The sequence below is a fragment of the Bacillus thuringiensis genome (genome assembly GCF_001182785.1).
Classification (GTDB): Bacteria; Bacillota; Bacilli; order Bacillales; family Bacillaceae_G; genus Bacillus_A; species Bacillus_A thuringiensis_S.
In genome coordinates, this window is record NZ_CP012099.1 from 3847587 (window position 1) to 3871446 (window position 23860).

A 23860-nucleotide genomic window follows, 5' to 3' on the forward strand; every position below is an offset into this window, starting at 1 on the left:
ATCCTTTCTGGCACTCTATATTCCTATTTTGAATATCACTTTTCAAATTCTAAAAAAAAGTATAACATATTAAACATCTGTGAAGAAAGCGTTCCCTTTCTGACCTTATTTACAAACTTTGCATATATATATTAGTAAAACATGTGGATACTTGTTCGGATGAATTTTCTTTTCCATTCTTCCTCATACTATACCTATAACTAACGGCTACCAATCGTTACTATAGAATAACTTTCACTGTATGGGATAGGACAAGACTCACCATTCACTTTTGTCCTATCTCTTATATCAGAGATAGAATTTTCACTAGTAATATGCATGTTTAAAATAAGGAAAGGAAGGAGTAATCATGCTGAAGAAGCTGAAGAAAAAGCTCAAGCGTTATTTAAACGGTCTGGTCCGTAAAAAGACAATCGCTTAAATTGTGCCCATTTCGGGCTTTTTCTTCATTCTCATTCGAAAAAACATGAAAATCGTGACTGTTTGCTTTATAATAAGTAACAGATAATGCAAAACATAGACAAGGAGAGGTTTTCCAAATGATTTTTAAAGTATTTTATCAAGAAAAATTAACTGAGGTTCCAGTACGTGAAAATACAAAAGTTTTATATTTAGAGGCTACGTCTGAAAAGGATGTTCGTAAGAAATTAAATAAGTTCGCATATAATATCGAGTTCGTTCAGTCTGTTACTGGTGCTCATCTTGAATATGAAAAAGAAAACGCTGATTTAACATTAGCGGAAATCGTATAGCGATATGAAATTTCTAAAAAACGACCAAGTTGCTGTATTTGCTCTCGGTGGGCTTGGTGAAATCGGTAAAAATACATACGCTGTTCAATTTCAAGATGAAATTATTATAATTGATGCTGGAATTAAATTTCCAGAGGACGAACTTCTCGGAATCGATTATGTAATACCAGACTACACTTATTTTGTGCGAAACGAAGATAAAATTAAAGGTTTATTCATTACACATGGTCACGAAGATCATATCGGCGGAATCCCTTACCTATTACGTCAAGTGAACATCCCGATTTACGGCGGAAAATTAGCAATTGCACTCATCAAAAACAAATTAGAAGAACACGGCTTACTTCGTAAAGCAAAACTTTACGAAATTCAAGAAGATGACGTTATTAAATTCAAAAAAACGTCTGTATCCTTCTTCCGTACAACTCACAGTATTCCAGATTCGTACGGCGTTGTTGTGAAAACACCTCAAGGTCAAGTTGTTCATACAGGTGATTTCAAATTTGATTTCACACCAGTTGGTGAACCAGCTGATTTAACAAAAATGGCTGAAATCGGTAAAGATGGCGTGCTATGTCTATTATCTGATAGTACGAACAGTGAAGTTCCAAACTTTACTATGTCTGAGCGTCGCGTTGGTGATAGCATTCAAGACATTTTCCGTAAAGTAGACGGACGGATTATATTCGCAACCTTTGCATCGAATATTCATCGCTTACAACAAGTTATTGAAGCTGCTGTTGAAAACAACCGTAAAGTAGCTGTGTTTGGTCGAAGTATGGAAGCAGCAATTGAAATCGGACAAAACCTTGGTTATATTCGTTGCCCGAAAGATACATTCATAGATGCATCTCAACTAAACCGCTTACCAGCTAATAAAGTTGTTATTTTATGTACAGGTAGTCAAGGTGAACCGATGGCAGCACTTTCACGTATTGCAAACGGTACACACCGCCAAATTCAAATTATTCCTGGAGATACAGTTGTTTTCTCTTCTTCACCAATTCCAGGAAATACAATTAGCGTAAGTCGTACAATTAACATGTTGTACCGCGCTGGTGCTGATGTAATTCACGGGAAACTTTCAAATATCCATACAAGTGGACACGGTGGACAAGAAGAACAAAAGTTAATGTTACGTCTAATTAAACCAAAGTACTTCATGCCAATTCATGGTGAATATCGTATGCAGCGTATGCACATGAACATAGCAAATGATTGTGGTATCCCTGAAGAAAATTGCTTCATTATGGATAATGGCGATGTTCTTGCTTTACGTTCGGATGAAGCTAGCGTAGCTGGAAAAATCCCATCTGGTTCGGTCTACATTGATGGAAACGGTATTGGAGATATCGGCAATATCGTATTACGAGATCGTCGTATCCTTTCTGAAGAAGGACTTGTAATTGTAGTTGTAAGCATTGATATGAAAGAATTTAAAGTTGCAGCAGGACCAGATATCATCTCACGCGGTTTCGTTTATATGCGTGAAAGCAGCGATTTAATCAATGATGCACAAACATTAATTACAACTCATTTAGAAAAAGTAATGGAGCGTAAAACAACACAATGGTCTGAAATTAAAAATGAAATTACAGACACATTAGCTCCATTCCTATATGAGAAAACGAAACGCCGTCCAATGATTTTACCAATCATTATGGAAATATAAGAAAAAGGACAATGCCATGAAGGCATTGTCCTTTTCTCTTATCTTAAAAAATGTTTAAATCGATCCACTTCATCGTCATGACCAATGACAATTAATATATCTCCTGCTTGAATATTCTCCGTAGCCCGAGGGGATACGATAACTTCTTTACCTCGTTTAATTGCTACAATATTCAATCCAAACTTCGCACGAATATCTAATTCAATTAAAGAGTGCCCATCAATTTTTTTATTCGCAATAATCTCTACAATACTATGCTCATCTGAAAGCTCAAGGTAGTCTAACACATTGCTTGATGCAATATTATTGGCAATCCTTTTTCCCATATCACGCTCTGGATGCACAATATGATCTGCACCTATTTTACTTAACACTTTTTCATGATAATCATTTTGAGCTTTTACAGTAATATTTTTTACACCCAACTCTTTTAAAATCAAAGTCGTTAAAATACTTGAATTTAAATTATCTCCAATAGCAACGACTACGTGATCAAAATTTCGAATACCAAGGCTTTTTAATACCATCTCATCTGTTGAATCTGCAATTACAGCATGCGAAGCTATATTTGCAAATTCATTAATTTTATCCTCATCTGAATCGATTGCCATTACTTCCATACCTAATTGAGCTAGTTCTCGGCAAATACTTCCACCAAAGCGACCAAGTCCAATGACAGCAAACTCTTTTTCTTTCTCACCCACAGGAATTCCTCCAATAACTTCAAGTACTATTTATTTTCAGTGTAACACACTTTATATGCGTCACAAAAACTGTAATTAGCTCTTATTTTTGTTTTTGTATATAAAAATATTGTTGCAAGTAAAAAGCGATACCAACAAGTAACATAGCAAATACAAATATATTTCCAAACGAACTAAATGTTTCAAAAACGAATAATAATGTTTCTTGACCAAAAAAGGCAAATAGAAGCTGTATGAATGCAAATAACAACGCCCATATGTAGTGATGTTGATGGAATAAATAATGCGTGGCACCTAAAAAAGCAATAAACGAAAAGATAAAAATCCACCAATTTTCTAAAAATAGTTGCCAATTAGAAAATTGATATCCATTTACCAATATCGCAATAAGCGCGATAACTGCCATCGTCGGCACACTCCAAAATAATGCCCGTCCTCTAAAGAAACGAGTGCCTTTAACATCTCCTTTTTCATGTGCAATATATGTTAGTACTACTGTGCTTATATACAATACAGAAAGAATTGTTAAAACGATAATGAGCCAAAAATGTAATTGATAATATTCATGTTCTATATTTGTCACGATTGCAGCTAACATACACGGAATTAACATTCCTGTCCAACCATCTACTTTTCTTTCATTCCAAAAGACCGTATTACCAATCCTTATTCCTAACAACATAAAAATAATGATACCCAATACAAATAACGTAGTTTTATTCCCTACTAAACTCGTTGAGAAAGCAATTAATCCAATAAATAAAAAGAGCACAAACCCATTCATAATTTCTAGTACAGGTGATAAATATCTCTTCACCCATTTGTATGTTTCGTCATATTCATTATTATCTACTAGACGATAGGCATAAAAACTTATCCCAAAATAAACCGCCGCAATAATAACATACGCATATAAGACGAAACATAAAATCGCACTGCTAATTTGCACGTAATTCCCCACCCTTTTTTCTATGTTTCACATTGATTTTACACACTTTTCATATTAAAAGTAAACATATATAAGTTAGTCAAATAATTAATAATGAGCAGTGGCTCCCCCCCCCCCTGCTCATTATTAAAACAGTCCAATTAACTTTATTCTTATTTGTATGTAAATGTCTAAAATCAATCTATACGAGCGTTACTTACACCTCAGAACAAAAAGTTTTTTGGAACCTTCAAGAAAGCGGGAGTTTTATTTTCTATTCCCTTTCCACTTTACATATTGACTTAAAAATGTAATTGCCTTTTCAATCACTTCTTCGTCTGGTTTTAATTTCGCATGATGTAAACCATATTCTGAATTTACTCCAAGCCAAAACATAAATCCAGGGATTTCTCGAAGCATATAACCAAAATCTTCACCTGTCATTGCCTCAGTACATGTAATAACATTCATATCTGTTTGTTTATGTACAAATTGCATAAACTCTCTCGTTAACTCTTCATGGTTATATACTTGATGATACATTGCTCCGTAATCTATAATCGCCTCGCACTGGAAAGAAGCTTCGATACCTGCAACAATTGCCTCAATTCTGCTTTTCACACGCTTCATTGATTCCACTGATAATGTTCGAATCGTTCCTTCTAAACGAGATTTTTCTGCAATAATATTTTGAACCGTACCACCTGTAATTTTCCCGATTGTAATTACTGCACTATCAAGGGGATTTACATTGCGACTAATAACGGATTGAAGCTGTGTAACAAGATGACTCGCTGCAACAATCATGTCATTTGCAGTATGCGGATAGGCAGCATGGCCACCTTTCCCTTTTAAATCAATATATAATTCTGAAGTATTGGCAAATAACAGTCCTTCTTTCGTTGCAATTGTCCCTACAGCGTATTCTGGTGCAATATGAAGACCAAGAATTATATTTGGTTTCCATTCTTTTAACTCTTCACTTTCTAACATAGGAAGAGCACCGCCTGGTCCTTCTTCTGCTGGCTGGAATAGAAATACAAGGTCATCATCTATTCTTTCGCTCACAGCTTTCGTTAGAAGGCCTAAACCGATTGTTGTATGTACATCATGGCCACATGCATGCATCATTCCTTCGTGAATAGAAGCAAACTCATATCCAGTTTCCTCTGTAATTGGTAAACCGTCTATATCTGCACGATAACCTATTATTTTTTCTGGATTTTTTCCATTTACTTTAACGATTACACCTGTTTTCCATGTCTTCACTTCCACAAATTCATGAGAAAGTGTTCCTATATAATCTAAAATATACTGTTGTGTTTTCCATTCCTTGAATCCAATTTCTGGAATTCTATGTAGATCCCTACGAATTTGGACAAATTTGCTTACTGTCATTTTTGCACCTCTATCTATAAAAAGCGTAAGAGCCCATTTACGCTCTTACGCTTTTTTTACTTTTTATTTCTCTGGGTTTAATTGACGAAGCTCTTGTTTAATTTCTGTTTTTGCTTTTGTCTTCTCATCAATTTCTTTAATTACACGTGCTGGAGTACCTGCAACAACTGTGTATGGAGGCACATCTTCTGTTACAACAGCTCCCGCTGCTACAACTGCACCTTTACCTACTGTAACACCCTCTAAAACAACTACGTTTGCACCGATTACTACATCGTCTTCAACGATAACTGGTTTTGCAGAAGGTGGCTCAATAACACCTGCAAGTACAGCACCTGCACCTACGTGACAGTTTTTACCGACCGTTGCACGTCCACCAAGTACTGCGTTCATGTCGATCATAGAACCTTCACCAATTACAGCACCAATGTTAATTGTTGCATTCATCATAATTACAGCGTTGTCACCAATTTCAACATGGTCACGAATAATAGCACCTGGCTCGATGCGAGCTTTAATACCTTTTAAATCAAGCATTGGGATTGCAGAATTACGACGATCGTTTTCTACAACGTAGTCAACGATGTGCTTATTATTCTCATCAAGAATTGTCTTAATTTCAGACCATTCTCCGAATAATACACCTGATTTTTTATTCACAAATGCTTGTACTGTTTCAGGGAATGTTACTTCTTTTAAATCCCCTTTTATGTATACCTTTACAGGAGTTTTCTTTTCACTTTTTTGAATAAACGAAATAATTTCGTTAGCGTCCATCATTTTCATTCTTGTTGCCTCCTAAATCCATTTATAATGTTACTCTACCAAACGAAAGAGCGAGTAGCAAGATAATAATCTTATTTTTCCCTTTGAATTTCTTCTATAATTTCTAAAAATGCTTGTACTTGCTTCAACTGCCTTGCCGAGTCACTTGTTAACAACCATGTTTCTCTTGTCAATTGAACAGGTGTTTTATACATATTTTCCTGTACTTCCTTTAAAACAGTAGAAGGTAAAAGGGCATAACCTATACCATTTAAAACAAGTTGTTTGCATGTTTCAATTTGGTCAACTACAATCGTTCGCTTAGGCGGATTAGAAAATAAACCATACCACCAATTTTGTATTTGTCCATAATAAGTCGAGTCACTTTTAAATTGAATGAACGGTCTGTTTGTTTCTTTTAGCATCGAAATATCTTTTATTTCTTTATCAACTAAATACAGTTCATCTTCAAATAATTTTTGCTTCTGACCTTTATATTCTTGTGTTCCCCTCAGTATAGCAACATGAACGTCTCCTTCATAAAACTGCTTTTGCACTTCACTACTCCATCCAGTAAACAGCGATATCTTTACAGAAGGATATTTATGCACAAACTTTTTCAAAACAGGAGGGAGCCAATATTGACCAATAACTGATGCAACAGCTATTTTTAACGTTCCATGAGTTTCCGTTCTAAAAACAGCTAGCTCACTTTTTATATCCTCTTCTTTTTGCAACATTTCTTTGGCATAATTTGCAACTTTTTCCCCTTCAGGTGTAATTGTCAATCCTTTTTGTGAGCGAATAAAAAACTTCATTCCCCATTGTTTCTCCATAGATTGTAATCGTTGACTCAGCGCAGGTTGGGAAACAAATAAACGTTCCGCCGCTTTTCTCATATTTGATTCCTGAGCTAACACAACCATCATTTGAAAATCATCAATTTGCAACTTTCTCCCTCTTTCCTTAGCTTCCATACACCTTATTTCAATAAGCTTTCATTCAGAAAATACAATTTTCTAGCGCAAACTTTCCTTATGTTTTATGTCTTTTTAAATATAATACATACACAAGTGATATGCACGAAAAAAAGTGACTTCTTCGTTTCTATGAAGTCACTTTTCTCACGTTATCGATTATGTTGTCTTACTTTCTTGTTCAACAATTTTAAAATAGCCCGACGTGTTAAAATCCCCTCAAAATATCCTTCTTCATTAACAGCGCAAATAAAAGGATGATCAATTGTCATTTCTAAAGCTTTTGCAAATGAATCTTCTAATTTAAGAAAAGGTATATCTTCCTTCATCACCTGCTCTACTTTCATATCATCAAGTCTTTCAAACTCAATACGCTCTAATCCTAACATACCATCTAATATCATGGCAGTACTAATCAAACCATGTAATTTATACATTGGATCTAAAACAGGTATCGCCGAATATCCAGATTTCACAAGAACGAGTAAAGCGTGTTCTAAACCATTTCCAATTTGGACATGAGCTACTTTTTCCGATGAAATCATTAAATCCTTCACAAGAATTTGTTGAAATTCGTCTTTCGGAATACTAATCATATTACATCCCCCATTTTCCCTTTTTCCTGCTTATGTTCATAACTCTATTCACATTTTATAACAGCGTTTTCATATTATTATTTTGTCCTAAATTTATTTCAATAAAAATACAATCACACAGCTATTTTAGCATACAGCACAAAAAAAAGACTACCATTCCGGTAGCGCTTAATACCCTTTATTTTTTAATCTGTAAAATAACCTTGTGATTTTTTTATATTGCATCACATCTGTCTGTTTCAAACCATTCTCAATATCTGTAAGTTCTACAGCTAAAATTTCACTTGCATAATTTTGCTGAAATAAAATATCTAGTAGTAAACTTTCTTCTTCCTTCGTTAAAACAACTTCCCTTTGCATATACCCCTCTCCTTACACTCGCATCGTTACTCTTATTATATAAAAAATTTAACTCATTTAATAGATGTAATATTCAGTTTTTGCCAAAAGATATGTAACAATCGTAAACATACAAAAAATCATTTCGTATATCGATTTGCATAGCTAAACGCCGCATAAGCATCCGGCTTAATTTTTGCAGTTAATCCCATCGCTCGAATTTTTTCTGTCATATCTAAAATAAATTCTTTTGTTAAACCATCATTCCCAATGTCTAAATGAATTTCCATTATGAATCCAGCCCCATCTTGAGCATAAGGATGCAATAACTCCCATATTGTTTGTATATGAGTAGGCGTAAATAGACATGCGATTTCTTGACTAAACTGCGTTTCTAAATATATTTTCTCACGTAAAGTTGCTGGCTTATCTTTTACTGATCTATGGTGTAAACACCCCCAAGCGCCTTTTCCAACACGATGAATATGGATTGCTGTAATAAACCTCGTATCCTTTTGATGTGCTTGCGAGTCTGTCCCAATGGATAATCGATATAAATTTCGTGGATCCTTTTCAATGAAACTACAAATACGGTTAAAGACCATATCAAAATTTAAATGTCTCTCTGAAACATTGTAAAATTTATGTGCACCGTCCACAGAGTCACGTCCTTTCAATTAGACAGACTTTTCGTATTCTCATTGTATGGGACAAAAACTAAAATTATAACTTCCTATCCTTTATTCGTTTCAATATTTCGAATTACAAAGTGACAAACTTGGCACGTATAAATTACATTTTGATTAGATTGAGCCGTTAATACATGAATAATCTCAGCAGAACTTTGACAATTAGGACAAATCACAACTGGTAAACGTTCCATACGATAACCTCCTAGTTATATTTCTCCCGCTATTTGCAGAACCCAGCAATTGTGAGAAGTTTAGCTTCACATATTCACCCGGTTGGCGGGACTACTTATCCACATGGATAGGCAAACTTGCACGGATTAATTTTCATTTTAATACCATTGTAGGAAAAATAAAAAACTTCTATACATTACGCTAGAAAGTAATAGAACTAAAAAAGGTACTGCCATATGGCAGTACCTTTTTTATATGTATCAAGAAATGATATCGTAAATCTCAATTGCAACCATGTCGATATTATCGAATTGGTACACTTGAGGTTTTTCACCTTGTTGATACACTTCTAACTCATACATTTCACTTTTATCGAAAAATTTCACGCTACATTTGCGCTCACCGTTCACTTCAAAATAGCGTTGTGCTACTTCACCGCTTTCAGCTTGTTCTTGTAGACTAACAAGTCGAGTTAAAATTCCTTGGAGTAGAGACATGAAATCTCTCCTTTCTCTGATCTTCCTACCAATAGGTTTTACAGCTATACTCATTCTATCCGTCATAACAGAAAAAATGTTCCACACTCTAGGATAAAGGTTATTGGCCAGAAACTCAACTAAAAATTGTCGAAATGCGAAGGAAAAAACAGAAAGAACATATTTCCCCTTCTTTATTGCGGTTTTTATACTGGAAGAATATAATAAAAAACAGAAAAAAGGAGGAATTACAATGAAAAAAATTGAGGTTTATACACAACCCGATTGTCCGCCATGTGTTATTGTGAAAGAATTTTTGAAGCATAATAACGTTGCATATGAAGAATTTGACGTAAAAAAAGACGCTGCTGCTCGCAATCGTCTTTTATACGACTATGATTCCTATTCAACTCCAACAGTCGTAATTGATGGCGAAGTAGTTGCAGGTTTTCAAATTGAAAAGTTACAACAACTACTCAATATAGAATAGGAATAGGTAAATACCTATTCCTATTCTTATCCCGCTATTTGTAGGTAGTAAAACTCCCACCCAAAATTTAGCTAAAGTCAAAAAGTTACATGAGAGAGTACTCCCTCCCACTAATTAAAAGTTTCACTTTATAATTGTTGCAACCTTTTTATTTCAGTTAAAAGTTCCTGACTTTCATGATATCCTGCTAACTTCCATTTATCTTGATCCCTTTTTAATGTTACAATTTGATATTGCCCACTTTTTGTCCGCTCATATACATATAAATTTTTATGTTCTTCATCATACGACATTTTCGTTTCTGAATTAAAAGAAAACGGTGCTTCTTTTGCCGGAAGTAAATATTCACCACTTTGTTTATCACTTCTGCTATTTTCATCTGTAAATACTTGAAGGAAATTATCTGTAAAATACGGTGATAACGTCTCTATCATCTTATTCATCGGCAAATGCTTCCCACGAATTGAAAATTGGGTTTCATAGCCTTTTTGTATCGTTGTAAATACTTCTTTCCGATCAACTTCCACTTCCTCTTTCCCTAAAACAGTCGTAACACTATAACCAACTAGAAAGGCAACACATACAAATAGAACAAGCCATATTCCATATTTCCTCATTTTTTCACCTTCCTTTTAAAAGAACTTGTCTTTGTAGTATTCATTGTAACAATGATTATGCAAAGAAAGGACAGATTTCGTTCGTAAAATCTTTACAACGATAGACAGCATTTTCATCACCATTTTCACTATTACCAATTTATGATAAAAACAAACAAAAAATGCACGAATCTCTTCGTGCATTAAAATAAAACATCTTCTTCATATAAATATTCATAAGATAAATCTATAAATAAAAAGTTGTCATCATCAATCGGGAAAGAAAATGTTCGTACCATTTCACCCGTTTCGATATCTGCATATAAATCTGAAAGCCTCGCCTTATTCTCAAAACGCATTTTCATGATATTCTCGAGAAAATACGGGCGCCAACTCCAGTTCTTCATATAATAATCCGGCATCACAATCCATTCTCCATCTTTTTTCATAACATTTCCTGATTGTTGGAAACCATCTTCATTACAAATAAATATACGAAAACTACACTGTGATACACTTTGACTAAATTGTAATAACCAATTATTTACATCTTCATTCTTTTTTTGTTTTGATAAAACATCGCCAATTCGATCGCGTAACATCTCTGTTAAATTATAAATTTTTTGTAACTTCTTCTTTTCATGCTGAATAAACTGATGACATTCATTACCAAGTCGCTCTTTCAAAACATTCGTTTCAATAAAATCAGGTAAACATTCTTTCAAATAATTACCTTGATAATATCTTCCACCGTTTTTCCAAGCATATTGCAGTTGATAAAAAGCATCTATTTCTTCATATAACAAGGTTGCACCAATTCTTCTAGCAAGTAATGATAAAGAATATAAAATATCTTGATAAGATTGTAAAAGTGCTGTTTGCCTTAAGTTCGTTAAATCTACTTTTAAAATATCAGGTGCTAACACGCTAATACGCTCTAAATTACTTGTGCCCGTTCCGACTTTATTAATCGAAATTTGAATACCATATGTACGATAATACATAAGCAAATGATTAAATTGCTCTATATCTTCTTTACATTCATGCTCTGTAATCTCTAAAACAATTTGTTTTAAATTTAAACCTTGTTCTTCATACCTCAATAAAAGTTGAAGCAAGCTTTCATCATCATCATTCATTAATACATTAGCATTTCGATGTATAAATAATAATAATTTTTGATCGCTTTCTAAATAACGATTTAAAGCTTTTTCTACTATAATGTTATCCGCTTCCAGTTGAAATTCACTTGGAATCGAATCATCGTGAAAGAAAGAAGCTAAACTTTGTATGCCCTCTTCTGTTTGAATACGTCCTACTACTTCATATCCAATTACAGTATGCTCATCAGCACTAAAAATAGCTTGATAATAAGGAAGGACTTTATCCAAGTTACTCATTACATCTAATGCATCTATCAACGTGCTTCCCTCCCTTTACTTTTCAAAAATTATAACATGATATTTACGGAAAAATAATAAAAAATCCCTTCAGTTTTCCTGAAGGGATTAGAGGGGTAAAATGCTAAGGGGAATTAGCAATTCTACTATGAAGAAAAAAGAGGTCTTAAATATAACGTATATATGACCTCTTGTAAACACTTTTCTTTCACATGTAACAATTCTGTCACATTTAATCATAAAAAAATGAATCAAACATTCATTTTTTTATCCCTTTTAAAATGGATATTGATGTAAATGTTGTCCTCCATCCATTGTCATGCAAGTTCCATTTATGTACGCAGCTTCATCTGAGCATAAATAATAAGCTAGACCAGCGATTTCTTCTGGCGTACCCAACCTTCCAAGCGGAACACTTTGTATCGTACGCTTAGCCATTTCTTCTGAAATCCATAATTTATCAGCACCGCCCGTACGTTCAATTGGTCCTGGCGCAATAGCGTTAACTCGTATTCCATATTTACGTCCCCACTCAACAGCGAGCGTCTTCGTCATCGCTAATACTCCTGCCTTCGCTGCAGCCGAATGAATCACTCCTGGCCCTGCATCCCATGCATACGTTGCTACCATGTTAATGATATTCCCTTTTATACCTTTTTCAATCCAATATTTTCCGACAGCATGGCTACAATAAAATGTACCGTTTAACACAATATTAATGACTGAATTCCAGCCATTCACAGATAAATCTTCTGCTGGACAAATAAAGTTGCCAGCTGCATTATTTATTAAAACATCAATTCGACCAAACTTCTCATCAATCTGTTCAATCATTTTCTGAATGTCATCTGTATTTCTTACATCCATTTGTACAGGTAATACTTGCCCTGGAAATTGTTCAATTTCCAACTTTGTTTCCTCTAGTTTTTCCTTTGTACGTCCTGTAATAACAACTCGTGCCCCTTCTTTTGCAAAACGAGTTGCCATTCCTTTTCCCATTCCACTCGATCCACCTGTTATAATAACTACCTTTTCTTTCACATACATCCCCTCCAAAAAATGAATACACATTCATTTTATCACTTTATTTAATAGAAATCTTTATATTTTTAAATTTTTCTGATATTTTAACATAAAGAACTTTCTTTCATTCATTTTTTTCGTAATCTATACTAATTTTTTGTTATGTAAAATATATTTTAAATAAACTGAAAGGAGATTTGAGTATCCTATAAATGGAATAAAAACATTGAGGTATACTCATATTTTTATGAAGCACATTACAAGAAGAGATTTTTTAAAAATTGGTATGCGTACTTGTCTCTATTCATTTATAACCAGTAGCATCGGATACTACTATGCTAAATATATAGAGCCCCATTTCATTTCTTTTACACAGCACACATTAAAATCACAACTCATCCCAAAAAGTTTTCATGGTATGAAAATTCTTCAATTCAGCGATTTACATCTCGGATACTATTTCTCGCTTCAACATTTATCTCAAGTTGTTTCTAAAATTAATGCTGTAAATCCAGATATTGTCCTTTTTACTGGAGATCTCATTGATAATTACCAAACGTATACTGACACCCCTTTCGTTGCATCCATTTTAAAAAATATACAAGCCCCCTTCGGGAAATTCGCTATTTATGGTAACCATGATCACGGTGGATATGGAACGGAATACTATGAGCACATCATGCGTGAATCTGGATTTGAACTATTGCTAAATAGTGAAAAAAGAATTCATCTAATGGATAATAGTGAAATTTCTATTTTCGGTCTCGATGATATACTACTAGGCAAACCAAAAATAGAGAAAACATTAGAGCATGCACGGCAAAATACTTATAACATTGTTCTTGTTCACGAACCAGATATCGCGCCCAAAGTTTCCAAATATCCAATCAACTTGCAACTTTCTGGTCATAGCCACGGCGGACAAGTACAAATTCCTTTTTTAGGAGCTATTATTACACCATCACTCGCCAAAGACTATATTGAAGGCTTCTATACAATTCAGGATTTAACTCTCTATGTCAATCGAGGCTTGGGAAGAACACGTGTCCCATTCCGTTTTATGTCAAAACCTGAAATTACACTTTTTATACTCCAACATTCGTAATAATTCGCCTATTTTCTTGCATATCCTTTCTTGTACGCGCTCATCCACGTTTCATTTACCATATGATGAAAGTGAGTCCAATAAAGGAGGTATGTTCATGTATCCATATTATCAACCAATCCCAGTCCGTTCAGCACCTATTGGTCCAGTAGGCGATTCACGCTTCTTCCCGTTTTTTGGCGTTCCCTTTCTAGCTGGAATTGCTGGTGGATTACTCGGCGGAGCATTAGCTTTCGGCCCGCGACCATTTTACCCACCTTATCCACCACCTTTCCCGCCGCCAGCACCTTATCCTTGTTACGGTGGACCATGTCAACAACCATACTATTACTAAGTTAAAATAACTATTCTTTCAAATATTATTCTCTCAACGAGCCACCTCATTACACGCTTATAATAAAACTATTGTTTCTACTCATCCTTCCATTTTGGGAGCATATGAGTAGAAAAAAGTAAAAACCTCTTATGGACATAAGAGGTTTTTACTTTTTTCATTTTTCATTATTCAGCGTCTGTATTTTGATACGCCATCTTAAACAACTTCACTTGGCTATCAATTTCTTCTGTACTACCATTAATAACATAATAGTAATCACCATCTTTATTTTGTTCACGTGTTTTCACATTATCAGCTAATGTAAGCTGTAAAATCGCCTTAATTCGTGCCTTCATTTCAATATCTAATATCGGGAAAGATATTTCCACTCGCTTCTCCATATTTCGCGTCATCCAATCAGCTGAAGATAAATATATTTTTTCCTCGCCATTATGATGGAAATAATAAATACGGCTATGTTCTAAATATCTTCCAACAACACTAACTACACGAATATTTTCACTTACATTTGGAATACCAGGTCTTAGACAACATGTTCCTCGAACAATGAGCTCTACCTTTACTCCAGCTTGTGATGCTTCGTACATTTTTTTAATTAATGGTTTATCTGTTAATGAATTCATCTTAGCGATAATGTATCCATTTCCATATTGCCTATGATAACGGATTTCTTCATCTATTAAATCCATAAATTGCTCTCTTATATCAAATGGAGCAACCGATAAATGATGAAAATGTGGCTTTGTTGTATAACCACTTAAATAATTAAAGAAATTGGTTGCATCGACCCCAAAGTCTTTTCTTGATGTAATATATCCAAAATCAGTATATAACTTCGCTGTTGCATCATTATAGTTTCCAGTCCCGAGATGTACGAACCTTTCAATTTTTCCGTTTTTTCTTCTTACAACTAACGTAATTTTACTATGTGTTTTCAAGTGACTTACACCGTAAATAACATGACAGCCTGCCTGTTCCAATTCTTTAGCCCAATGAACATTGTTTTCTTCATCAAATCTTGCCTTTAATTCAACTAATACCGTCACTTGTTTTCCTTTTTCAGCCGCTATCTTTAACGCCTGAATAATCGGTGAATCACCACTTACTCGATATAACGTTTGTTTAATGGCAAGTACATTCGGATCGTCTGCCGCATCACGGACAAAATCAACTACCGGCTGAAATGATTCAAAAGGATGATGTAATAAAATATCATGCTCAATTGCTTTTTCAAATACATCTTCTTCATCACCTAAGTCTTGAGGCGGTTGCGGAATAAGAGCCGGATATACAAGATGTTCATATAAAGGAGCTAGTTTTTTATATAAAGAAAACAAGCATGTTAAATCTAATGGACCATCCATTATATATACATCTTCATCTTTTACTTCCAGAACCTCATATAATAACGCTAATACTCTTTCATCAATGTGTTCTTTCCCAACTTCTAAACGTACAGCAGCCCCCCACTTACGCTTTTTTAATTCTTTTTCAATTACCTTTAATAAATCTCTCGCACCTTCTTCATGAATCGTTAAATCGGCATTGCGTGTAATACGGAAACGAGTAACAGATGATACTGTATATCCCGTAAATAATTTATGAGTAAAGCTACTAATTACGTCTTCTAATAAAATAAATTTATGCTTTTGCCCTTCGCTCGGTAAAATTATGAAGCGCTCAAGTAATGAAGGAACTTGTACAATTCCTAACTTCGTCCTGTTTTCTTCTTCCGCTTGCTTCTCATCATATAAAAGAGTAGCTAAATTCAAACTTTTGTTTAATAACATTGGAAATGGACGATATGCATCAATAGCTACAGGAGTTAACACAGGAAAAATTTGCTCATCAAAATACTCTTCTATAAATTCTCGCTGCTCTTTCGTCAAATCATTGAATGTTAAACGTTCAATCCCCTCTAATTCAAGCGCTGGCAATACATAATTTTTAAATGTATCATATTGTACTGTCATTAGTGCATGGGCTTTTATCGCAATTTTATTTAATTGCTTTTTTGGTGTGAAGCCAGCTTTATTTTCTGGTTGGTTAAATCCAGCACTCACTTGATCCTTTAATCCCGCTACGCGTACCATAAAAAACTCATCTAAATTCGAACTAAAAATACTAATGAATTTCAATCTTTCCAACAGTGGATTATTTGCATCTTGCGCTTCTTGTAAGACACGTTCATTAAATGCTAACCAACTTAGCTCTCGATTATTGTAATAAGCTGTATCATTTAAATTTACTGCATTCCCCTTCAATAATTCCATTCTCTTCACACTTCCCCTTGAAACTTTTTTACTATAATTTAGTTACTTTTATTTTAGCAAATTACAATATTATAAAGTGTAAATTTTTTGTAAAGACATCCGTACAACCTAATGTTTTAGTTCAAATGACAAGTTAATATTCGTTTTTAGTACTCTTTCTAACTGTTTTTTTTGTTTTTCAGCTTGCACTTTTTCCGCTAATGCCGATTGTTCACATAAAGCTTTAAACGTTAATCCTTCTTCATTTTCTGTTATAGATATCGTATCAACAAGCGATCGTTGCCTTACATTTAAAGTAGCTGAAAATTGTAAAACAGCTCCTAATAGGCGGATTTTTTTTTGTTCGCTTTTATCAAACCAACCTTCAAATGGAGATAAATGTTGTTTAAATAACATTTTTGATTTATACGATGCAATAAGTGCTAGCCTTACTCGATCTTTATGCATCATGCCATCAATTGTCTTATTCGCTAATAAATAAAACGTATGTAAACGGCTCGCTTCTTCGTCTATATATTTGCCTATATTAAATACTTTCGCTGCTTGATGGAACACTTCCCAGTCTTTTACTGACATAGAAATAAGCCCTATTTCCTCAAGTTGTTTGCAAATTAGTCTTCCATGTTTAATAAGTTGAATAACAAATTCCATATCCATTTCATATTCGTGTGATAGTAAATGCAAACTTTCTTCAACTACGTTCGGATAATATGAAATCCCCAAATCTTTTGTCAACTCTTCATAGAAAACACCTTCTCTTAACCCTTTTCTACTTAATACAAATGCCGGTGCCTCTATAACATTAACAAGTGTATGAAATACTTCAACCGCTGGAATAATCGTATCCGCTCGATCTTTTGCCAAGCCTTCCAATTTCTGAAGTTCTATGAACGACAATTTTTCCAATTCATCTTTTACATTTTCAATATCCTCTTCTGTCATCTTGTATAAATGTAATCCTGCTATAGGATAACATATTAAATTTTGATGGATTTTTACTAAGTTCCTCGCACTACCACCAATTGCAATAAGAGGCAATTTCTTATTGATTAACCATGGTAACGTTCGAAATTGAAACTCTAAATACTGTTGCATTCCCTCTAACTCATCTGTAGTAGGAATATCGCCTTTAATAAATTGTTGCTTTAAAGAAAGTGCCCCAAAAGGAAAACTATGGTACTCTAAAATCTCTCTATTTCTAAAGTATGTAACTTCCGTACTTCCCCCACCAATATCTACCGTTATTCCTTCTGAAAACGATGTAGAATTCATAACCGCCAAGTATCCGTAACGCGCTTCCTCATATTCTGATAATACTCTAAGAGTAAAGTCCGTTTGTCCTTCAACAAGCTTTTTAATTTCCTCTTGATTCTCAGACTGTCTAATTGTTGCTGTTGCAACACAAAGTACATGATGCAACTGATGGAACCTTGTACTTTCTTGAAATTGCACTAATGTCTGTAATAATACTTTTATTCCCTCTTCATTCAACACACCATCAATTAAGTAATTTCTTAACCTAGCAACCACTTTCGTATTTTCAATCTCTTTATAAAAACCTCCATTTTGCTTTTCATAAATAACTAAACGCATTGTATTAGATCCAATATCTATAATGGCATACTGTTGTTTTAATATTTCTTTCAAACTTCTCACTCTTTCATTATCAAATTTCAAAAACATATTCTATTACTATTATACAAAATAGTTGTTTTTTGTAACAATATTGCTTTAATATTGAAAATATATACAATCACTTTTTGCATATAATAAAAACCTCTTTTATTTATGGTATAATAATGAAAAATTGAAAGGAGATTCAATATGAAACCTTCACAACCACAATCTCAATTACAAAACCAACATTCTATTAATCGACTAGCTCAATCTATTTTCGTTGTGAATCGTCATGCTAAAGCAGCTACTAACCCTAAATATTTATACTGGTTAAAAAAGACAGCTTTAGAACGTTTGATTGCTGAAAAAAAAGCAATTAAAGAAGGATTACATTTTTCTAGAAACCCACGTTTTAGCCAACAACAATCTGATGTCCTTATACGTTTAGGCGATTATTTTTTCCACATCCCTCCTACAAAAGAAGATTTTCGAATTCTACCGCATCTTGGTCATCTTGAATCCTCCTATCGAAATCCGAAAACAACCTTATCTTTAACAGTAGCAAAAAAAACACTTCAAGATTATATTGGTCCTGAAGCATTGAAACAAGAAAAAAAATTAAGTGAACCTGTTCCATGGTATAGTCGTACTTATACAAAAAAATAAAACAGTTTGGCCAAGTGTAGGCCAAACTGTTTTATTTTTTCTCTTCTTTAATTTTAATATTTGCTTGTTTATAAAAAGCTACTTTTTCTGTATTATAAGACTTTGTGAATTCATTAAATTTATCTTTTTCTGACTCAATATCCTTATAAGATTGATTTACTACTTTTACTTTTTCACTAATATCTTTTAATTTAGTACCTTTATCTTGTAACATTGTATATAACTCTTTTTCTTGTTTTAAAGATTTATTATAGCTGTCATACATTTTATTAAATGAATCGTGTCGTTTCTCATAAGTGCTTTTCACTTTATCAGCTTGATTTTTCAACTTATTATCTTCAATTTTTTTCACATACTTATCAGCTGACTTCACTTCTTCTTGCGCTTTATTTAAAGCCTCTTTTTCTTTTGTAAGTACTTTTTCTCGTTCCGTTGTATTCTTTGCTGCTTGATTCAGTTTTTCTTTAACAGTTTGATTATTATCTTTTCCCTCTTGCACAATCTGGTTATATAATTCTTGTCCTTCTTTCTCTAAATCCTCAAGTTTTTTTGCATCTTCAAACATTGTTTTTTCTTGTTTAGCAGCGTTTTCAAACGCTACATATAATTCTTCTTCCGGTTTCGGTCCAAAACAACCGGCTAATAAAGTCATTGATAATGCAGTTATAATTGCTAATTTACTATATTTCAACATCTCTTCCTCCTACTTATAAACGACCATCGTGTAATATAAAAAAGTTATAAAATATGTAATTGTTCTATACACTCGCATCTTTTTTACGAAGATCATTAATATTGTTTATACAAATTATTACTTAATATTACATTATTCTTTTTGAAGTATTTAGCAGTTCCATATCCATTTTTAAGTATAGTACTTCGTGTTTTTTAAAACCTGTTCACACTATGTATTCCCTTAATGGCCACAGAATTTCACCTCAGTCTTAATAAGACTATAATAGTTCACCTGATAAAAGGTGATCGTTCCGCTCTCACGTCTATCATTCCCTTTCCAGCTTTCTATCAAATAATCTCTTTGTTCATTTTACACAGTACAATCGATATCTCGCAACAACTTACAAATATTCTTTTCATTTCCTAAAAAGGAAAAGTGTAGAGCTTGCTTTCCTCTACACTTTTAAAATAAAACACATTGTGCAAATTGCATTGGCACTACCATCATAATTATATGCTTATTTCATATATTTTTAAAGACTTTTATTACAAACGCAGCTTTTTTTGTAATAAAAGTCAAAAAAATGTTACAAATAAAACTTCTTCCTATCATATATCTTTAAATCAAAGTTTTACTCATTTTCTTGTAAATTTCTATACTGGTACAATTGATTTTGCGACTTTCTCAACAGTTCTTCAAATGTTTTTCCTTCTACTGGATAGCTAGCTGCTCCAAATAGAAGAGTGACACTGAGTAAATCACCTTCTATTTCACTTTCAATATTTTTCATTAATCTGTTTGTTATTGTTGATGTTTCATGACCATTATCAATTGCTACAATAACATACTTATTTTCATCCCACTTTGTAACAACATCTCCCTTCCGGATTGTCTTTACAATGGTACTCTCCAATTTTTTTACTAACACTCCCAATTTTTTTTCTTGCAACGTGTCTTTTAATCCTTCCCATTCTTTTACAGAAAGAATGTACACTGTAATATTACGGGAATCTCTTTCAGATAAAGCGGCTACTTTCCCAAAAAAATCAACAACAAAATCGTTGCTTGCCATTCCTCCTACTTCCACATTCATACGCTTGCTCGCTCTTTTATCGTACCAATGTCCAAAATAATAACTTAGTATCATTTGCAATATATAAATAATAAAGACGGTATAAAATGATCGTGAATCCAGTTTTGCAATTACATCCTGAAGTGCAATCCATTCTGTAACTGCCACTGTATTCCCAAGTAATAACCCACTAATTTTCCCTTTATGTTTCATACTTCTCCCCCCTTTTATACCAATATATGTTTCTATATCAATAATGTTTTTCTACAAAATAAAAAATGTACATATCCAATGTACATTTCTGTTTAAGCTTGTATACCTTTTCTACTCTATTTCATATATATAATATATAACTTTTATAGAAAGGAGTAATCTATATGCTACAAAAAGAGAATCTATCAGATTCTATGCGTTTACTAGCTGGTTTTCTATTATCATTAAAATTATTATTTACCTCTTTCGGCATACACTTTATTACAAACGATCAAATCGACGCTATTGTTAATGTTGTTTCATTTTTATTTATTCTATACTTTGGCTACAAAAATAACTATGTAGGAAAAAAAGGAACCTTTTGTATAGGTTCCTTTTTATCATTGACGCACAACAACTTCATTTGTTTGCAGTGGACCATATGATATCTCTTTATCTTGAAATGTATATGTAGCCTGAAAGAATGCTTGTTTAAGAGCTTTATCTTTATTAGCTTTTATTTTACAACGTAGTTCCACCTTTTCATTCGGTAACAAATCATCAATTCGCCACCTTACAAGCTGGAATAAAAACTCACTTATCCCCTTATCAACTTTTAAAGAATTAGGAATATAAGCAAAGTAATCTCGAATCATATGACTTACAACAACTCTCGAAATCATTTCTACCCCTTTATTTTCCACTTCAATTCGCATAATAAGTATGTCGTTTACATCGTAGGTCAATTCATACGAAAATTGTTCTGTATACATACTACCGATTTGTAATGTAACGGCTACTTGAGGAAATTCATTTTCCTTTTTCGATCCGTCAATCCACAATACTGGTTGTAGCGGTATTGAATACTTTCCTGTATTCGAAATTCGCCCCCATATTTTCATAATATATATTCACCTCATTTCAGATGTACCATACACACAATGAATTCCCAAAATTACTAAAGCTTGCTACAAGCAATGTTTAATATTTCTCTTCCTTTTATCTTATTCGACAATATGAAGAAAAAACCATTTTTCATCTATTAACAGAAGGTGTTCTTAATGAAATTTTTTTACAATTTCCTTCATTAACTTTATGGCAATATTCAGTATGTCTCACTCTTTCTCTACTCATACGAAAGAATATTTTGACGGAAGAAAAAGTTTGCCTTATAGTCAAATTTGACTATAATATTCTTTATGGCATATTAGTGTACTTATGGAAAAGAAATTAAAATCAACTATACATTTAAATTTTTTATCCACTGCACTCAAAACTTAATATAGTTTACTTATTTCTAAAGGAGGGTTATATTTGGAAACTCAACCATTAAAAAAAGACGCCAACAAGACAAAATTTGTTGTTGCTGGTTTACTGCTTGGTATATTAATGGCGGCAATGGATAATACAATCGTTGCAACCGCAATGGCAACAATCGTTGGAGACCTAGGAGGCTTTGATAAGTTTGTTTGGGTCACATCAGCTTATATGGTAGCAACAATGGCAGGGATGCCTATCTTCGGGAAACTTTCTGATATGTACGGGCGGAAACGTTTTTATATTGGGGGCCTCATTCTTTTCTTATTCGGTTCTGCGCTTTGCGGAACAGCTTCAAGTATTGAGCAATTAAGTATTTATAGAGCTATTCAAGGTATCGGTGGTGGTGCCCTTATGCCTATCGCCTTTACAATTATGTATGATATCTTCCCACCAGAAAAACGCGGAAAGATGACAGGGCTATTCGGTGCTGTTTTCGGGACATCTAGTGTATTCGGTCCTTTATTAGGTGCTTATATTACAGACTATATAAGTTGGCATTGGGTCTTCTATATCAATATTCCATTAGGACTTATCTCCTTTTTCTTCATTACTAAATACTACAGTGAGTCTCTAGAATTTAGAAAACAAAAAATTGATTGGGCTGGTGCTATTACACTTGTCATAAGTATCGTTTGCTTAATGTTCGCATTAGAACTTGGTGGTAAGGAATATGCCTGGAATTCCACTGTAATTATTGGCTTATTTACAACAGTAGTTATTACACTTATTATTTTCTTCTTTGTAGAACGAAAAGCAACCGAGCCTATTATTTCGTTCCATCTATTTAAAAAACCTTTATTCGCAGCTAGTCAAGGAGTTGCCTTTTTCTATGGTGCTGCTTTTATTATCTGTACAGTTTATATTCCAATCTTCATTCAAGGCGTTCTTGGAGGTTCGGCCTCTAATGCTGGATTAATTTTAACACCAATGATGGTTGGTTCTGTAATTGGAAGTCAAACAGGAGGACAATTAGCTTCTCGAACAAGCTATCGTAACATTATGATGGTATCTGGTGTCTTCTTCGTTCTTGGTATTTATTCATTAAGTACTTTAACAATGGACACACCTCGTTTACTCGTAACACTATTTATGATTCTCGCTGGGCTTGGTGTTGGCTTCTCATTCTCAGTATTAAGTATGTCTTCTATTCACAAGTTAGAAATGCGAGACCGCGGTTCGGCGACATCAACAAACTCATTCTTCCGATCACTCGGTATGACTCTTGGTGTAACGATTTTCGGTACAATTCAAAATCATGTTTTTACAGATAAACTAAACTCTGTGTTCCCCCCTGAACTAGCAAAATTAGCTCCAAAAGGTGGAGACACAAGCTTCTTATTATCACCAGACGCTACCGCAAAAATTCCTGATGAAATATTAGCTGGTATTAAAGAAGCTCTCGCTACATCTATTGCGAACACATTCTTCTGGGCACTCATCCCGGCTGTACTAAGTGTTATTTGTATTTTACTTATGGGAAATGAACGCCTCTTTACAGGCCCTAAAAAGAAAGAAAAACAAAAGCAAGTCAGTTAATATAAAAAAGAAGCGGCATATCCCTTTATGAAAAAGGATATGCCGTTTATAATATGTATAAAGTTTTTATATACAGGAGTTGAGACA

Annotated in this window: 26 protein-coding genes; 8 read left to right on the top strand and 18 right to left on the bottom strand. The window is 33.7% G+C overall.

Translation table 11 applies throughout. The features are described from left to right. The first annotated feature begins 539 nt into the window (after positions 1-539). Together AC241_RS19650 and rnjA are read left to right on the top strand one after the other, a co-directional pair. Positions 540-752 carry a DNA-dependent RNA polymerase subunit epsilon gene (locus AC241_RS19650; RefSeq protein ID WP_016080445.1) on the top strand — a complete coding sequence of 71 codons (213 nt, stop codon included), beginning with the start codon at positions 540-542 and terminating at the stop codon, positions 750-752. 4 nt (positions 753-756) lie between these two features. Next, complete coding sequence (rnjA, locus tag AC241_RS19655) at positions 757-2424, top strand: ribonuclease J1 (RefSeq protein ID WP_000670375.1); 1668 nt, start codon at positions 757-759, stop codon at positions 2422-2424. A gap of 38 nt (positions 2425-2462) precedes the next feature. Here rnjA and AC241_RS19660 read toward each other — a convergent pair whose 3' ends face one another. From AC241_RS19660 to AC241_RS19705, 10 genes are all read right to left on the bottom strand, one after another. After that, positions 2463-3128 carry a potassium channel family protein gene (locus tag AC241_RS19660; protein WP_000504032.1) on the bottom strand — a complete coding sequence of 222 codons (666 nt, stop codon included), beginning with the start codon at positions 3126-3128 and terminating at the stop codon, positions 2463-2465. 82 nt (positions 3129-3210) lie between these two features. Continuing rightward, positions 3211-4077, bottom strand: a complete 867-nt coding sequence (locus AC241_RS19665; protein ID WP_001167320.1) for a hypothetical protein — start codon at positions 4075-4077, stop codon at positions 3211-3213. A gap of 246 nt (positions 4078-4323) precedes the next feature. Continuing rightward, positions 4324-5454, bottom strand: a complete 1131-nt coding sequence (locus AC241_RS19670; RefSeq protein WP_000218671.1) for an N-acetyldiaminopimelate deacetylase — start codon at positions 5452-5454, stop codon at positions 4324-4326. Between the two features lie 63 nt (positions 5455-5517). After that, positions 5518-6240, bottom strand: a complete 723-nt coding sequence (gene dapD, locus AC241_RS19675) for a 2,3,4,5-tetrahydropyridine-2,6-dicarboxylate N-acetyltransferase (protein WP_000783241.1) — start codon at positions 6238-6240, stop codon at positions 5518-5520. A gap of 71 nt (positions 6241-6311) precedes the next feature. Further along, positions 6312-7196, bottom strand: coding sequence for a transcriptional regulator CcpC (locus AC241_RS19680; RefSeq protein WP_003261853.1), 885 nt, complete (start codon positions 7194-7196; stop codon positions 6312-6314). 152 nt (positions 7197-7348) lie between these two features. Next, positions 7349-7792 carry a cyclic-di-AMP-binding protein CbpB gene (cbpB, locus tag AC241_RS19685; protein ID WP_000623573.1) on the bottom strand — a complete coding sequence of 148 codons (444 nt, stop codon included), beginning with the start codon at positions 7790-7792 and terminating at the stop codon, positions 7349-7351. A 168-nt stretch (positions 7793-7960) separates the two neighbouring features. After that, positions 7961-8152, bottom strand: coding sequence for an antirepressor AbbA (abbA, locus tag AC241_RS19690; RefSeq protein ID WP_001188692.1), 192 nt, complete (start codon positions 8150-8152; stop codon positions 7961-7963). Between the two features lie 119 nt (positions 8153-8271). Next, a complete protein-coding gene (locus AC241_RS19695; RefSeq protein ID WP_000348489.1) occupies positions 8272-8790 on the bottom strand; it encodes a ribonuclease H-like YkuK family protein in 519 nt (172 codons plus the stop codon). A 74-nt stretch (positions 8791-8864) separates the two neighbouring features. Beyond that, positions 8865-9014 carry a hypothetical protein gene (locus AC241_RS34855; RefSeq protein WP_000440540.1) on the bottom strand — a complete coding sequence of 50 codons (150 nt, stop codon included), beginning with the start codon at positions 9012-9014 and terminating at the stop codon, positions 8865-8867. Positions 9015-9254: 240 nt separating this feature from the next. Next, entirely contained in the window at positions 9255-9491 is a 237-nt protein-coding gene (locus AC241_RS19705) for a YkuJ family protein (RefSeq protein WP_000055151.1), read from the bottom strand. A gap of 232 nt (positions 9492-9723) precedes the next feature. On the opposite strand from AC241_RS19705, the gene AC241_RS19710 reads away from it, so the two are divergent. After that, positions 9724-9960 (top strand): glutaredoxin family protein, encoded by a 237-nt coding sequence (locus AC241_RS19710; protein ID WP_000717875.1) that lies wholly within the window; start codon positions 9724-9726, stop codon positions 9958-9960. A 128-nt stretch (positions 9961-10088) separates the two neighbouring features. Here the strand turns inward: AC241_RS19710 and AC241_RS19715 are convergent, their stop codons facing one another. The 3 genes from AC241_RS19715 to fadH form a co-directional block, all read right to left on the bottom strand. Further along, a complete protein-coding gene (locus tag AC241_RS19715) occupies positions 10089-10577 on the bottom strand; it encodes a DUF3993 domain-containing protein (protein WP_001233804.1) in 489 nt (162 codons plus the stop codon). A 182-nt stretch (positions 10578-10759) separates the two neighbouring features. Beyond that, a complete protein-coding gene (locus tag AC241_RS19720) occupies positions 10760-11977 on the bottom strand; it encodes an EAL domain-containing protein (RefSeq protein WP_050844462.1) in 1218 nt (405 codons plus the stop codon). Positions 11978-12232: 255 nt separating this feature from the next. Then, a complete protein-coding gene (gene fadH / locus AC241_RS19725; protein ID WP_000660913.1) occupies positions 12233-12997 on the bottom strand; it encodes a 2,4-dienoyl-CoA reductase in 765 nt (254 codons plus the stop codon). 229 nt (positions 12998-13226) lie between these two features. Here fadH and AC241_RS19730 point away from each other — a divergent pair, with 229 nt between their 5' ends. Further along, positions 13227-14084 carry a metallophosphoesterase gene (locus AC241_RS19730; protein WP_016080442.1) on the top strand — a complete coding sequence of 286 codons (858 nt, stop codon included), beginning with the start codon at positions 13227-13229 and terminating at the stop codon, positions 14082-14084. Positions 14085-14181: 97 nt separating this feature from the next. Beyond that, on the top strand, positions 14182-14418 hold the full coding sequence (locus tag AC241_RS19735) for a hypothetical protein (protein WP_000283738.1): 237 nt from the start codon (positions 14182-14184) through the stop codon (positions 14416-14418). Between the two features lie 167 nt (positions 14419-14585). On the opposite strand, the gene AC241_RS19740 is transcribed toward AC241_RS19735, so the two are convergent. Together AC241_RS19740 and AC241_RS19745 are read right to left on the bottom strand one after the other, a co-directional pair. Continuing rightward, positions 14586-16694 carry a polyphosphate kinase gene (locus AC241_RS19740; RefSeq protein WP_016080441.1) on the bottom strand — a complete coding sequence of 703 codons (2109 nt, stop codon included), beginning with the start codon at positions 16692-16694 and terminating at the stop codon, positions 14586-14588. 108 nt (positions 16695-16802) lie between these two features. Next, positions 16803-18377, bottom strand: coding sequence for a Ppx/GppA family phosphatase (locus AC241_RS19745; RefSeq protein WP_043937821.1), 1575 nt, complete (start codon positions 18375-18377; stop codon positions 16803-16805). A gap of 141 nt (positions 18378-18518) precedes the next feature. Here AC241_RS19745 and AC241_RS19750 point away from each other — a divergent pair, with 141 nt between their 5' ends. Next, positions 18519-18977, top strand: a complete 459-nt coding sequence (locus AC241_RS19750; protein ID WP_000804864.1) for a YkyB family protein — start codon at positions 18519-18521, stop codon at positions 18975-18977. Between the two features lie 31 nt (positions 18978-19008). Here the strand turns inward: AC241_RS19750 and AC241_RS19755 are convergent, their stop codons facing one another. Both AC241_RS19755 and AC241_RS19760 read right to left on the bottom strand, forming a co-directional pair. After that, positions 19009-19671, bottom strand: a complete 663-nt coding sequence (locus tag AC241_RS19755; protein WP_016080439.1) for a YkyA family protein — start codon at positions 19669-19671, stop codon at positions 19009-19011. A 613-nt stretch (positions 19672-20284) separates the two neighbouring features. Beyond that, positions 20285-20938 (bottom strand): diguanylate cyclase domain-containing protein, encoded by a 654-nt coding sequence (locus AC241_RS19760; protein WP_016080438.1) that lies wholly within the window; start codon positions 20936-20938, stop codon positions 20285-20287. Positions 20939-21102: 164 nt separating this feature from the next. Here AC241_RS19760 and AC241_RS19765 point away from each other — a divergent pair, with 164 nt between their 5' ends. After that, positions 21103-21363 (top strand): phage holin, encoded by a 261-nt coding sequence (locus tag AC241_RS19765; RefSeq protein WP_230690607.1) that lies wholly within the window; start codon positions 21103-21105, stop codon positions 21361-21363. Here the strand turns inward: AC241_RS19765 and AC241_RS19770 are convergent. Further along, positions 21319-21819 (bottom strand): hypothetical protein, encoded by a 501-nt coding sequence (locus AC241_RS19770; protein WP_016080436.1) that lies wholly within the window; start codon positions 21817-21819, stop codon positions 21319-21321. The genes AC241_RS19765 and AC241_RS19770 overlap by 45 nt on opposite strands. Before the next feature lie 412 nt (positions 21820-22231). Here AC241_RS19770 and AC241_RS19775 point away from each other — a divergent pair, with 412 nt between their 5' ends. Continuing rightward, positions 22232-23773: an MDR family MFS transporter gene (locus AC241_RS19775; protein ID WP_029443156.1), complete on the top strand. Its 1542-nt coding sequence runs from the start codon at positions 22232-22234 to the stop codon at positions 23771-23773. Positions 23774-23860: the final 87 nt, after the last annotated feature.